Origin of the sequence: Pleionea sediminis, assembly GCF_007570825.1 — a bacterium.
GTDB lineage: Bacteria > Pseudomonadota > Gammaproteobacteria > Enterobacterales > Kangiellaceae > Pleionea > Pleionea sediminis.
This window is the reverse complement of record NZ_SUNB01000003.1, coordinates 42,274-55,691: the sequence shown is the minus strand read 5'-3', so window position 1 is coordinate 55,691 and position 13,418 is coordinate 42,274. Positions and strand designations below refer to the sequence as shown.

12 protein-coding genes are annotated in these 13,418 nt (G+C 40.6%); 7 read left to right on the top strand and 5 right to left on the bottom strand.

Going from position 1 to position 13,418, the window contains the following annotated elements:
- Positions 1-13: 13 nt before the first annotated feature.
- From FAX86_RS14165 to yghU, 6 genes are all read left to right on the top strand, one after another.
- The gene (locus FAX86_RS14165; protein ID WP_144394092.1) at positions 14-526 is read left to right on the top strand and encodes a glycoside hydrolase family 108 protein; all 513 of its coding nucleotides are present in this window, start codon (positions 14-16) and stop codon (positions 524-526) included.
- Positions 523-954 (top strand): 3TM-type holin, encoded by a 432-nt coding sequence (locus FAX86_RS14160; RefSeq protein WP_164503591.1) that lies wholly within the window; start codon positions 523-525, stop codon positions 952-954. Before FAX86_RS14165 ends, FAX86_RS14160 begins: the two co-directional genes overlap by 4 nt.
- Positions 955-1,280: 326 nt before the next feature.
- Complete coding sequence (locus FAX86_RS14155) at positions 1,281-2,900, top strand: M28 family metallopeptidase (RefSeq protein WP_144394090.1); 1,620 nt, start codon at positions 1,281-1,283, stop codon at positions 2,898-2,900.
- 351 nt (positions 2,901-3,251) lie between these two features.
- Positions 3,252-5,744 (top strand): hypothetical protein, encoded by a 2,493-nt coding sequence (locus FAX86_RS14150; RefSeq protein ID WP_144394089.1) that lies wholly within the window; start codon positions 3,252-3,254, stop codon positions 5,742-5,744.
- Positions 5,745-6,111: 367 nt separating this feature from the next.
- Positions 6,112-7,107, top strand: a complete 996-nt coding sequence (locus FAX86_RS14145; RefSeq protein WP_144394088.1) for a hypothetical protein — start codon at positions 6,112-6,114, stop codon at positions 7,105-7,107.
- 188 nt (positions 7,108-7,295) lie between these two features.
- Positions 7,296-8,171, top strand: a complete 876-nt coding sequence (yghU, locus tag FAX86_RS14140) for a glutathione-dependent disulfide-bond oxidoreductase (RefSeq protein ID WP_144394087.1) — start codon at positions 7,296-7,298, stop codon at positions 8,169-8,171.
- A gap of 24 nt (positions 8,172-8,195) precedes the next feature.
- On the opposite strand, the gene FAX86_RS14135 is transcribed toward yghU, so the two are convergent.
- The 3 genes from FAX86_RS14135 to FAX86_RS14125 all read right to left on the bottom strand — a co-directional run bounded on the left by FAX86_RS14135 (position 8,196) and on the right by FAX86_RS14125 (position 11,071).
- Complete coding sequence (locus FAX86_RS14135) at positions 8,196-9,350, bottom strand: GGDEF domain-containing protein (RefSeq protein ID WP_144394086.1); 1,155 nt, start codon at positions 9,348-9,350, stop codon at positions 8,196-8,198.
- Positions 9,351-9,588: 238 nt separating this feature from the next.
- Positions 9,589-10,485 (bottom strand): ATP-grasp domain-containing protein, encoded by an 897-nt coding sequence (locus tag FAX86_RS14130; protein WP_144394085.1) that lies wholly within the window; start codon positions 10,483-10,485, stop codon positions 9,589-9,591.
- A gap of 25 nt (positions 10,486-10,510) precedes the next feature.
- The gene (locus tag FAX86_RS14125; protein WP_144394084.1) at positions 10,511-11,071 is read right to left on the bottom strand and encodes a TlpA family protein disulfide reductase; all 561 of its coding nucleotides are present in this window, start codon (positions 11,069-11,071) and stop codon (positions 10,511-10,513) included.
- 114 nt (positions 11,072-11,185) lie between these two features.
- Here FAX86_RS14125 and FAX86_RS22225 point away from each other — a divergent pair, with 114 nt between their 5' ends.
- Positions 11,186-11,359, top strand: a complete 174-nt coding sequence (locus FAX86_RS22225; RefSeq protein ID WP_164503590.1) for a hypothetical protein — start codon at positions 11,186-11,188, stop codon at positions 11,357-11,359.
- 42 nt (positions 11,360-11,401) lie between these two features.
- Here FAX86_RS22225 and nudC read toward each other — a convergent pair whose 3' ends face one another.
- Together nudC and FAX86_RS14115 are read right to left on the bottom strand one after the other, a co-directional pair.
- Complete coding sequence (nudC, locus tag FAX86_RS14120) at positions 11,402-12,304, bottom strand: NAD(+) diphosphatase (RefSeq protein ID WP_144394083.1); 903 nt, start codon at positions 12,302-12,304, stop codon at positions 11,402-11,404.
- A gap of 21 nt (positions 12,305-12,325) precedes the next feature.
- Positions 12,326-13,261 (bottom strand): YeiH family protein, encoded by a 936-nt coding sequence (locus FAX86_RS14115; RefSeq protein WP_164503589.1) that lies wholly within the window; start codon positions 13,259-13,261, stop codon positions 12,326-12,328.
- Between the last annotated feature and the right edge of the window lie 157 nt (positions 13,262-13,418).

The window sequence follows — 13,418 nt, the reverse complement described above, 5'->3', positions numbered from 1 at the left end:
TTGGGGCAATAAGATGGCTTTGTTTGATATCTGTTATGAGAAAACCATATTGAATGAAGGTGGCTATAAGCTGCATAAGGTTCCTTTTGACAGAGGGGGGCTGACTTATGCGGGCATTAGCCAAAAGTATCATCCCGACTGGCGCGGTTGGGAATACGTGACGTCGGAGCACAACCAAACCCATTTAATGCCGTTAGTGAAAGAGTTTTATCAGAATAAGTTTTGGAATGTGATTAAAGGGGATTATATCGATTCGCAAGAAATGGCGGATACGATTTATGATTTTGCGGTGAATGCAGGGTGTCGAACGGCGATTAAGTTGTCGCAAATTGTGGTGGGTTGTACACCCGATGGTATTGTGGGGCCGAATACCTTGAATGCGTTAAATTCATTTCATCCCGAAATCTTTTTATCCAATTACGCGTTGGCTAAAGTGCAGCGATATATGGAAATTTGTAAGCGTGATACGACCCAGTCTAAGTTTTTATTGGGTTGGTTAAACCGTTCTATAGGAGCATTGTCGTGAATATTCCGGGTATATCAACCATTGTCAGTGGTGTTACCAAATTGGCGGATGATTTGTTTACTTCTGATGAAGAGCGATTAAAAATCGAACTTCAGTCCAAGAAAATGGAAACGCAATTAATTCGAAATCAACACATTATTAATGTTGAAGAAGCGAAGCATAAAAGTGTGTTTGTTGCGGGTTGGCGGCCATTTATTGGCTGGGTGGGTGGTGCCGCTCTGGCGTATCAATTTTTAATGTATCCATTACTCGTTTGGCTGTGGTATTTTTTGCAAACGAAAGGCGTGGTGGAGCCGGGGATTACACCACCGCCGCCGTTGGATGCGGAAGTCTTGTGGGTGGTTGTCTCGGGGATGTTGGGCATTGCGGGCATGCGCAGTTACGATAAGTTAAAGAAAACGCAAACGGACAGTTTAAAAAATTATTAATCTTTTCCTTGCTTATCAGTCTCTAACAAGACCTTATAACCTGTGCGGTGATAAATCCAATTGCCGCACCTTTTGAATGGGTCAATTTTAGGTATTACGGTTTTTCGGTCACGCATTCCGACGTTAGAACTTACCTCATTCAGAGCATTTCATTTTAATCGAGGTTGAATAGAAGGTTATTGCTTGTATAAATAATGTACTGTCTTGAGCTTTTTCAACCGATATACCGCCGTTTGATTCTGAAAAATTTGAATACTTGTGAATGGCGAGGTGCCTCGTTAATATAGCGATTCGTTAATTTTTCATATTTTGACAGGAGAGATGAATTGTTTCGTTATCTTGTATTAATTCTGTTTGTACTTAATGCATCGGCAGACAATAAGTTTAAAGATGTTTATGAATCCTTTGATACGAAGGTATTTGCAGACCACGTTAAGGTTTTGTCTTCGGATGAGTTTGGTGGCCGCGCGCCTGACTCAGAGGGAGAAAAGAAAACAATTGACTATATGGTGAAACATTTTAAAGCCAGCGGTCTTGAGCCTGGTAACGGTGACAGTTTTACACAAACCGTACCTTTGGTTTCAATCGAGTCTAAGCCAACTAAGTCACTAACCATTGGTGATATATCGTTTGAATACCTTAAAGATTTTGTGGCGACTTCCAGTCAACTAAAAGAATCGGTTAGTGTGAGTGACTCTGAAGTTGTTTTTGTGGGTTATGGTGTAGTCGCGCCTGAGTTTGGCTGGAACGACTATGCAGGTGTTGACGTGAAAGGAAAAACCGTTGTTATTTTAGTTAACGATCCTGGTTATGCGACGCAAGACCCTAAGTTATTTACGGGTAAAGCCATGACGTATTATGGTCGTTGGACTTATAAATACGAAGAAGCCGCTCGTCAAGGAGCTGCCGCAGCGATCATCGTTCATGAAACTGCGCCGGCCAGTTATGGTTGGAGCGTTGTTGAAGGCGGTTGGTCGGGTCCGCAATTCTTGTTGCCTAAAGGGAAGAATAGTGAGCCTGTCGTTGATGTCGAAATGTGGATTACTGAAGATAAAGCAAGAGAACTGGTTAAGAAAAGCCAACTTGATTTTGATGAGTTAAAAAAGGAAGCTAAGCAAAAAGGGTTTAAAGCAAAAGCGCTTAATGTGAAAGCCAATATTGCAGTTGAGAATACGATCAAACGATCGCAAACAAAAAATATCATGGCAACAATAAAAGGAACTCAACGACCCGATGAACACATCATCTATATGGCGCATTGGGATCACTTGGGTATTAACCCAAATAAAGAAGGCGATAATATTTATAATGGCGCATTGGATAATGCGACTGGCACAACGGCATTGTTAATGTTGGCAGATGCATTTAAGCAATTAAAAAATAAGCCAAAGCGTTCGGTAACTTTTATTGCTGTCGGTGCAGAAGAGCAGGGATTATTAGGCTCAAAGTATTATGCTGCTAACCCGGTTTATCCGTTAGAAAAAACCGTCGGCGTGATTAATATGGATAGTTTAAATGTTGCGGGTTTAATGAAGGATATGACCGTGGTTGGTTTTAATAAGTCGGAGTTGCAGACCTATCTTGCGAAAGCTGCGAAACGACAAAACCGAAATTTAGTGGCAGAAACAAAACCAGAGCGCGGTGGATTCTATCGCTCTGATCATTTTAGTTTAGCGAAGAAAGGCGTTCCTGCGTTGTATGCCGGTGGAGGTAGTGAGCCAATCAACGAAGAATACGCTGAGATAGCAAAGAAAGTAAGTGAGCTTAAAGATCGTTGTTATCATCAGCCCTGCGATGAGTTCAGTGAACTTTGGAGTTTGGAAAGTGCTTTAGCCGATGTGAAGGTATTTTTTGAAACCGGTGTTTTACTCGCAAAGTCTAAGGATTGGCCAAATTGGTACGAAGGCACTGAATTTAAACTAGTGCGCGATCAAAGTCGAAAATAATTTTAAGCGTTCATTTTAAAAGCAGTTTGATTGTTACCGATCAAGCTGCTTTTTTATGCAAATCTCAAAAAAGTATTTTATATTCTTTATGGACAATATCTCACAGATTCTCTCGAGTTTAACTCTCACAAGTTCTATGCAATTTAATTAAAGTATTGGTCATCAGATTGAAGCTCTGGAAGGGCTTATTAAAGACTCAGGGATTGAGCGCTTCGCATCAATTACTTTTTCTTTTATTTGCCTCTTTTAACCTAGCTTTGTTCTGTATTGACGTTGAAATTCAAGCCATTGGCTTATGAAAACTTTTAACGTATCAAAAATATAATAATTGGAAAAATAAAAGGAATATCCATGTTAAATGATCGATGTAAAGATTTGTCATTTTTATCTGGTTCGAACCATTTTAATTGGGGAAAATGTCTCAAGCATTTGGTGTTTATCGTTGCTTTTTTAGCACCTGCAATTTCGCTAGTTCAAGCGGGTCAAACTTACACACTTGGTGATGATGGCGTCATTCGAGCCTTGGTTGATGATAATTGTTCCGTTAACGATTGTACCTGGACCGAGCTGGATAGAAACCCAGCCACCGACAGTATTGTTGCTGATGAAAGTGGGCTTTATCAAATGCACAATAGTGGCGCAATTTGGCGTTTTACTGGACGACCCTGTGATGCCGACTTTTGTTATGGTTGGGTTCAATTGGACAATAATGTAAGAACAAAACAGATCGTTGTTGCGGATGGTCAGCTTTATCAACGCCATGATAACGGAAGTATTTATCGATTCACCGGTCAGGCTTGTCGAGGTAATGTCTGCTCGGGTTGGCAAAAGCTCGATAATAATTGGAATACCGTCGATATTGTTGCTGGTGGTGATCAATTGTATCAACGTCATCGCAATGGTCGGATTTATCAATACACCGGAACGCCTTGTTCAGGATCGTCTTGTCCTGGCTGGCAAATGCTCGATCGAAATGCTTTAACAATTGAGTTAGCTGCTACAGATAATAAATTATATCAACGTCATTCCAATGGTGCTATTTGGGAATACACGGGCTCTCCTTGTGTGGGATTAAGTTGTACAGGATGGCGCTTACTTGATAATAATTCGAATACTGTGCAATTGACTGCCAGCCGGAATGAGTTATTTCAACGTCATCAAGGTGGTAGTATTTATCGTTATACCGGAACGCCTTGCTCGGGCTCCCGTTGTTATGGTTGGGAAAGGCTCGATCGTAATCCACACACAAAAGATATTTCAGCTGCTGATGATGGATTAATTCAAACTCATGATAATGGCAGTGTTTGGTTATACACCGGTGCTCCCTGCGACGGTTCTGTATGCATTGGCTGGAAAATGATTAATCGTGATTCTTCACTTGCAAGTGCCCATTTATTTTCTGGTGACGCATTGTTGTCAGAAGATGTTAATGACACTGCTTTAGCTCGTAAAACCGGTTACTTAATGCGTCCGTTGTTTGGTACTCGACCTTTATTATTAATTGTTGCCGATGTACGACGTGCTAATGGTACGCGCCAGTTCACACTGGAGCCTACAGACACCTATTCACAATTGGTTTTTGGTGGTCACGAATCGGGTTTAAGTGTTGTCGACTATTTCTCTTCAAGCTCAGAAAATGCATTTCGATTTTCTAATGCAGGAACCGCTCGTGTTTCATTACAGGGTGATTCAATAACACCCAACGACTTTATTCGTGCGGCATCGCGATCGGGAATCGATTTTTCAAACTTTGATCGCAATAATGATAACCGTGTGACTTACGATGAACTTAATGTGCTTGTTATTGATAACATAACGCGTGGCTGGGGCGCTACGCGTGGAGCGTGTCGAACGGTAAATTCTGTAGAGGTGTGTTTACCAGTCAGTTTAGCAGGCGGTCAGTCAATTTTTGCTAACTTTGTTCACGAAGTTGCTCATGCTTTATATAACCCTACACCAGCAGATCTCTACGGGTCTGGTTGTTTTCTTCAAGATGTGGGTATCTTAGGTCACTGTACAGCGTTCGCGAATCCGGTGATGTTCGATGATGAGTCGGTAGACTTTTCTCCTTGGAACAAAAGTCGATTTGGTTGGACTAAGCCTGATATTCAATACGCGAACATGAAAGGATCCTGTCGAGCTTTGAATGCTTCGTCTTATCGCTTTGCGCAAGATCAATCGATGTTATTAATGGATCCGACACGTTCGGAAAAAGAATATTATATGTTTGAGCACCGAAATAATGTTCAGTTAGCAAATTTTCACCCTTACGACAGAACATTTATTGGTAAAGGTGTTGTCCCATATTACATCAATTGGACTCGAGACAATGAAAGTAACATCATTACTAATGCAGATGGTTCGCAAGATCGTTCAGTTTTGATGACGACGGATCCACTGTCGCAACGTCGAATGAATGTACTAAGTAGTCGATCCACGCCTTTAAAATATTTTGATGGTGAAGAGGTTGGTGTTAGAGTTCGATCGATGTATAAGTCACCACTGGATGAAATTGTGAGTTACATGGAGTGGGATCGTGGCGTACCATTACGACCCAGAATACAAAGTGTTACTCGCGGTGGAGCAGGACTTCCTGTTTACACAGGTTACCATGGAACGCGCTTAACTTTGCGCGGAGACTTTGGATTAACGAGTCATAGTCGATCAACTTATCTAGTAAATAATGGACAGAAATTTAGAGTTTATCCATACAACTGGTCTTGTGATCAAATGACATTTACTATTCCAAGCTCGGTTCCTCGTGGTGAGACTTACGACTTAGTGATGACTCATCGTGACTGGGATACATCGCACACACTGGATGTAAAAGTAAGAGTTCGTTAAGTTTTACTAAAAATCCTGAAGTTTATCTCACTGAGAAAAATATCTCGCAGTAAGAAGATATGTCTCAGTGAGACCTAATATGAACTATTTTGCTCTGTGCTTGCGAGATTTTTTATCTTTAATAATTTATTTAAGTAATACAGAGCGTATTTATAATCAGATTTAAGATAATTCATTCGATTGATGAATTATCGTATTCCCATTCCAAATTTTTCATCTGAAACGCGAGATAAATTGCGTTTTTTAATGCTCATCTCCCCAGTAATTTTCAAGCACAATGTCAGAAATATTTAAGCTCGTTACACTTAAATTATCGGCTGATTTTTAAGCTTTGTCTCTTTGGCATATTACGAGGTGTTGTGTCGTCATGAAGTCCTTCAATATTGTGTCTTTCTTTGTTGTTATTCTAAGTTCTTTTGTTTCCTTATCTATCTCAGCAATGAGTTGCAGTGAACTGCAACCGGACGGTTCAATAGGAACGCCAACATCGTTATTTGGAGTGATACCACAGTATTGTGAAAATTGGACAAGTGGTGATGCTGGTCAAGAATGTGTCGTTAATCTGGGTTACGATTTTGGTTTAAAGCTCGATGATAATGCTCCGAATGGTTATTTATCGGGGGCGTGTGATGGTCAGGGAAGTTGTGAACTTGGTGAGTCTTATAATAATTTTATGACCATTTTTAATAGCGATGGGGTGTATTTTGACTGGTTGGCCGATCCTTACGTTTTAAGTGCCGTCGTGGTTAAAGGTGGTAATGGTGCGAATGTCTTTACCTATCAGCCAGGTGCCAGTAACGATGGTCGATTATATGCACCAATGAAAGTCAATGGCGATGGTCCACGAGATATTAGCCATGTTTCATTTTGTTGGAATCGAAATGAAGGACGCTGTTATCAAGAAGAAACCGCTTGGGCGGTTGGTAACGCTTATACACCTCGAGGTAATTGGGCCATGTATGTCGATTATTTTGCTTGTGATGAACAAGACGGGATAGTCGACGGAAAATGCCAAGTCGACATTATGGCAGCGGGCGGTGATGGTATTGGATTGGATGCTGGTTACGCATTGTTAGAAACGGACGGTAATACGGTTAAAATATCGATATTTTTAGAAAATAATTTTACTTTTTATTATGACTTGAATGATTCCGAGCAAGATGAAAACTTAAAAGTTCAAGGTTATGACAGTGAGCCAAAGGGTAATCCTGCAATTGGCCGTTTTGCTGATAAACTCAGCCTGGCTGTTGGGAGTACCACAGCAGAACTGATTGTTCCATTTAGTCCTTATTATGGAATTCATCTGGATGTCGCGGGATTAGGTAACTGCAATACCGTACAATCGCTGTTAGTTGAAAAATAATCAAAAAAGATAGTGACTCTATTAATAAATGATAGCTGCCGTTAAACATCATAGCGGCAGTAAGCTTTTTACATATGGATGTAATCCTTGCTGTTTGTGTTGCGTTCAATTATTGATGGAATGAAAGGTTTCAATCTATTTTTCAGTCGTATACTCTAGTAACTAAATAGAGCTACTGGAGTTACACTATGACTGATTCGAAAAATGATTACACACCACCCAAAGTATGGACTCAGAAAGAAGGCAATGGTGGGAAGTTCAGTAACATTAACCGACCAACCGCGGGAGCCCAGTTTGAAAAGGAATTGCCGCGGGGTAAACATCCTTTGCAGCTGTATTCTTTAGCAACACCTAATGGTGTTAAAGTTACGATCTTATTGGAGGAGTTATTATCGGCTGGCTTTAAGGATGCTGAATACGACGCTTATGTGATCAATATTTTGGAAGGCGAGCAGTTTGGTAGTGGATTTGTCGATATTAATCCCAATTCGAAAATTCCAGCTTTGGTTGATTATTCTACGACTCATCCACAACGTGTTTTTGAGTCGGGCTCTATTCTGTTGTACTTAGCAGAAAAGTTTAAGGCGTTTATTCCAACGGATACCGCTAACCGAACAGAATGTTTATCTTGGTTGTTTTGGCAAATGGGGAGTGCTCCCATTCTTGGTGGTGGCTTTGGGCATTTTTATGCTTATGCACCAGAAAAATTTGAATACCCTATTAATCGTTACACCATGGAAGTTAAACGGCAAATGGATGTACTCGATCAGCACCTGGCAAATCATCAGTATATGGTGGGTGAAGAATTGACGATCGCGGATATAGCCATATGGCCATGGTACGGAGCGTTAGTTTTGAACAAAGTGTATGATGCAGCCGAATTTTTAGATGCGGGGAGCTATAAACATTTAAATCGATGGTCTCAGATGATTGATGAACGACCAGCGGTAAAGCGTGGTGTTATTGTGAATAAAACCTGGGGAGAGGAATCTGAACAACTTCATGAAAGGCATGATGCCTCCGATTTTGAAATGCGAACACAAGATAAATTGAACTCACAATAAGGCATTAAGTTTTTATCAAGAGTTTCATGAGTCGTTTTTCATTTCGTACATGTTCTTGTCGGCCCGGCGAATAGCTTCGTCGGGTTCTCCACCGGGTTCAAGAAAAGCTGTGCCTACAGAAAAGTTGAACATAGGAATTTTTGATTTTTTTTGTTGGATCGTTGTTTTAACACTTTCGATATGATCTAACATGTTTTCAGGCATTGCGTTTTCTGCAACGACAATAAACTCATCACCAGCAAAGCGAAATAGATGATCGCTTGGTCGAAAACTGGTTGTTAATGCATTAGCAAAATATTTTAAACAATCATCGCCGGTTTGGTGGCCATATTGGTCGTTGATTTTTTTAAAGTTATCCAAGTCAAAAAATAAAATCGTTCCGCCAGTATTTTTAACGTGATCGAGTGTTGTTCTTAAGTTTCTTCGATTCCCTAAGCCGGTTAAAGGGTCTCTGTCAGCCAACTCTTTAAGTTCGTCTTTTGCTTTAATTAAGCTCTCACAGGTATTTGTTAATTCTTTTTGGATGGTTTGATACAGCGCAATAACGCAGCCTAAGGCGATCCACCATTCTGCTGCAGCGTCAAAAGAAGAATGCGATGCGAGGAAAAACTGAATGGTTTCTGATTGGCCGATGTTGACTTTCATTCCAGTCATCCAATAACTCATCATTTCAATCAGGGCTAAAATGACTCGAGCAATAAAACCGAAGGCTAGCCAGCTGAGGACTATTGACCGACTTCGGGTAATGATGAAAGTACCGGTTAACAATATAATTGCAATCGTGGTTGATTGAAAAACACCGAGCCATGGAATTGAAGGGATGATTAAGGTCCCAATTAGTGCTAATGACACTGCAATAATAAAAGGGAGCTTACGATTGAGAATACGATAAGGTTGTTTGATAAAGTTTTTGAGTCCATACACCAAAAAACAAATAAATAATGTTTTTGCAAAAATGTATATGAACACACTTAATTTAAACAAGAATATTGATTCTGGTTGAATTAGCCAAAACAGAACGGTGATCGCAATGGCGACTAAATTCCAAAGCCAAGCTGTTAACCAGGCCTTAAGTTCTGCCCGTTTAATGGAATACGATAAATGTAGGAAAAACATGGCAATCATAACGTCAGAACAGATCTGAACGATTGTACTCCAACGCCAAAGCAGTATTTCCATTAAATGTCCGTCTCGATGTTAACAAATAATCATGTATACAGCGGCCAGTAGCTGAAAGACACAATTTGATTCAGTGGAGAGAGCCGCTCGATTTCTTTGCCAGAGTTCTTATTTTGAAGTAATTATGGTAGATAGCCTGTATTTCGACAAGTTTTCACATTGGGATTAGAGATATTTAATCTCCTGTGCAGATTCATGAAATTTTCGATACAAGTAAACCTTGGTACGATTGAAGGAATTATTTATCGAGATATTCTTTAACACCTTCGGCTAATGCAAATGCTGCGGGTCGATGAAACCGAAAAAATAATTCGGGCTCAATCAGTTCCAACTCCATAATAGACAATGAATTTTGATTATCATAGATCATGTCTACTCGGCCATAGAGTGGCATGGGGTCGCAGCTGGCAATCGCGCGTTCGGCAAATTCAATTTCAGTATTTGTCGGTTGATAAGGGTGAACGGTTCCTCCGTGATCATCTTGGACACGAAAATCTCCTTTAGCCGCAACTTTTTTCACCGCATGCGTGAACTTGCCATTCATGACCATTAAAGACAGTTCGCCTTGTTTCAAGATATTATTTTGGAAAGGTTGTATCATAAAGTCTTCGTGTTGAATCAGAGTATCGAGCAACGGTTGAATTTCGTTACATGATTTATGGTTAATTCGATAAGTATGTCGAGCCGCCCCTGAAACAACCGGTTTTAAAATGGCATCTTGATATTCAAATCGATTTAAAAGTTCGGTTAGGTTTACAGCGTCATTCTTGGGAAGAATGTGTGTTTCGACACTGTTGACACCGCGTTTGTTCAAATCGAGTAGATATCGTTTATCTAAATTCCATAACAGTGTCTCGATAGAGTTTATGCTGCGAGTGAGCGGGCGAATGTGATCAAGCCAGATGGAAAATTCGGAAAAGCGATCGAAGTAATCCCAGGTCGTGCGAAACAAAACACTGTCGGCCGTAGACCAATCAAATGCTGGATCGGACCAAGACTTGATTGCGACATTAAAACCTTGTTGCTCTAACGCGTCCTTAACTAAAGCATCTTCGAGTAAGACTTGTAAGGTATACCAATCTTGTTTCGATGTATTAATGTAAGCATCTTCTGTGAGTAGAACAACGTCGTACATACTTTTTCCTTTGCCGCTTTGTTTTTTACATTAAGTCGAGCAGTTTAAGTCGTGCTTGAATACCGATGCCGCTACTATAACCAACACTGGCCCATCTTAAAACATTATTTTCATCAGCAATGTAGTAGGTTGGAAATCCCTTAATTTGAAAGTCTAGTGTTTGCTGCTGTGTGCCTAAAATAACAGGAACTGGAAGGTTTCGCTCGGCCATAAAGGATTCAACTTCTTCTTTTGTTCGCCAATCGAGAGCAACAACATAAACATTGATTTTATTTGCTTGAATGTCGTTTTGCAGCGTATTTAAATTGTCAATCGACCAATCGCATACGGAACACCAGGGTGCAAAGAAATAAAATACTGTCGGAACGTTTACTTGCTGTGTTGTATCAATGATTGCGCCATCCAAAGTTGGTAAGGTAAAAGAGGGAGCAATTAAGGTTCCCGAGGTATTCAAACTATCTCGAGTTTGCCAGTAGTGAGCAGTAATAATGACAGTTGCTAAAATTAATAGGTCGTACCATCGAAGCCAGCGTTTCGTCGGTCGACCTGTTTTTGCTGAAGTCTGTTCGGGTTTATTTGGGTTCATGTCAATTATCTATCTCTCAATATGTCTTTCAATTTTTGTTCATTAAATCGTCGCAAATTTGTCATCTACCGGAGCTATAAATAACCTCAAGCGAATGGAGTGGAGACTAAACAGATGCATCCTAAAATATCTTCCGGTGTTGTTAAAGACTATCAAGCCCTTGGAAAGTTACTAGGAATTAACTACGACGAGTTAAAAAAATCGGGTGAAGAACCTAAATGGCGAAAGCTTGAGATTCTGAACGAACTAAAGCAATTGGAATCGCAAGTTAACGACTTTGTTAATTAAGCATTCGATGATTTATTTAATTAAAGGTTCGCTTATCGGTGGTCACATTTGATATTTGGCGAGGTTAATATCGTGTTGTTGTGCCCAATGTTCAATCAAATAACCTGAAATAGAGCCGCCTGTTGGCAACTTAATTGAGCCGGATTCCAGCTGAGATACAATTGAGCCGGGACTAACCCACAATGCGTGTTCGAGTTCTTGGTCGAACAGTTTAAAGTCCTGGCTCTTGGCGACCGCGGTAAACCCAATCATAATTGAGCAAGGAAAGGGCCAGGGTTGTGATCCCAAATATTGAATCTGTTTAACGTCGAGTTGGCTTTCTTCCCGTACTTCTCTTTCGACAGCTTGTTCAAAGGACTCGCCTGGTTCAACAAATCCTGCCAAGACCGAATATCGGGCTTCTGGCCAGTTGGCTTGACGTGCTAACAACAATTCTTGACCAAAAGTGACGGACACAATAATAGCGGGATCGGTTCGTGGATAAATCGATTGCTCACAAGATTGGCAAAACCGTTCGTGTCCCGCCATGTGGAAATAAGTTGATTCGCCGCAACGACCGCAAAACTTATGCCCATTATGCCAATGTAACATCGCTTTACCATAGGCAATGACCGATGAGTAAGGTTCTGCCAACATAGGCAAAACAAGGCGCAGATCTTTCCATTGTTGATGAAAACTTAACTCGAAATCGTGACGGGTGGTTTGAGCACAAAACCAGGCTTTGTTATTCGCGTGGCCGAGATAAATCCAGTGGTGCTGTCCGGGTTTATTCGTGTTATGAAACACATTGGCAGCATGTACTCCGTCGGGAGCCATTAGAATTTGGTAGTGTTCATTGAATAAAATGAGTTGTGTGTCTGTTTGCTTTTTCCATAACTTAAGTTGTGCACTTTCACCCCGTAAATGGGATTGTCTATCAAGCATTGAATGTGCGAATTTCCACATAGGTCATCCTATTTAATCGGTTTAGTGATAGAGCACTAAGACTAATGATACTGCAGCTATTGTAATCCACAATAATGTTCCCAGCAGTAAAGGTTTTGGATCCAAGTTTTTTACAATATCTGGAGTGATCCCTAGACCTAAAAGAAACAATGCAAATATCATCAGCTTTTTACTAAAGTGTGCGGTGTAATCGGCAATGACACCTAATGGTAAATAACTATTGACCAAAGAAGCAACGACGAATAATACGATAAATATTGGGATATGAGGTTTGGCTCCCGGTTGTTTATTCCAATACCCAACAAGCAACGTCAATGGAATTATCCAGAGTGCACGAAATAGTTTTGTTGTCGTTGCTATTTCTAATGCTTCCTGTCCGAACTGTGCGGCTGCGCCTAAAACTGAGCTCGTATCATGAATGGCCAGTGCTGCCCAGATACCAAACTGATGTTGTGTTAATTCAAAAAATTCTCCGAGAATGGGAAATGCGTATAATGCGACAATATTGAGTAGAAATACGACAGTCACAGCCATTGCCGTATGATCGGAACGACTTTTGATGACTTGAGAAACTGCAGCGATGGCACTCCCGCCACAAATGGCAGTACCGGAAGTCACCAGTATTCCCGTTTCTTTATGCACACGTAATAACTTAACCAGCAGTATTCCTGCAATAATAGCAATTGCAATCGTTAGAAAGGTTACCAGAAAGGTCTGTTGTGTTGTTGCAATCACCTGCTGGATATTTAGCCCAAATCCCATACCGACGATCGCTGTTTTTAAAGCCATAGCAGAATATTTGCGGCAATACCCCGTAAATGAATGCCTTAAGACTAGCGCAATAACCAAACCCACCAGTAAGGCGAGTCCAGCATTTAGATAACCTAAGAAAATTGCCAGCCCCCCAATGACAATGAGGGTTGCAAAAATGATTGGATGGGCTGGTTGTCTACTCACAAAATTTTGACTCATTGAGATATTTTCAGGGCTTATATGGCCAGAAAGGGCAAATCCTAACACACCCTATGGCGTAAAACATAACATTTGTTACATATTTGAAACGGTTTAATAATCGTTTAAAAACAGATAGATAGTCGCCTTTTCTTTTTCTTAT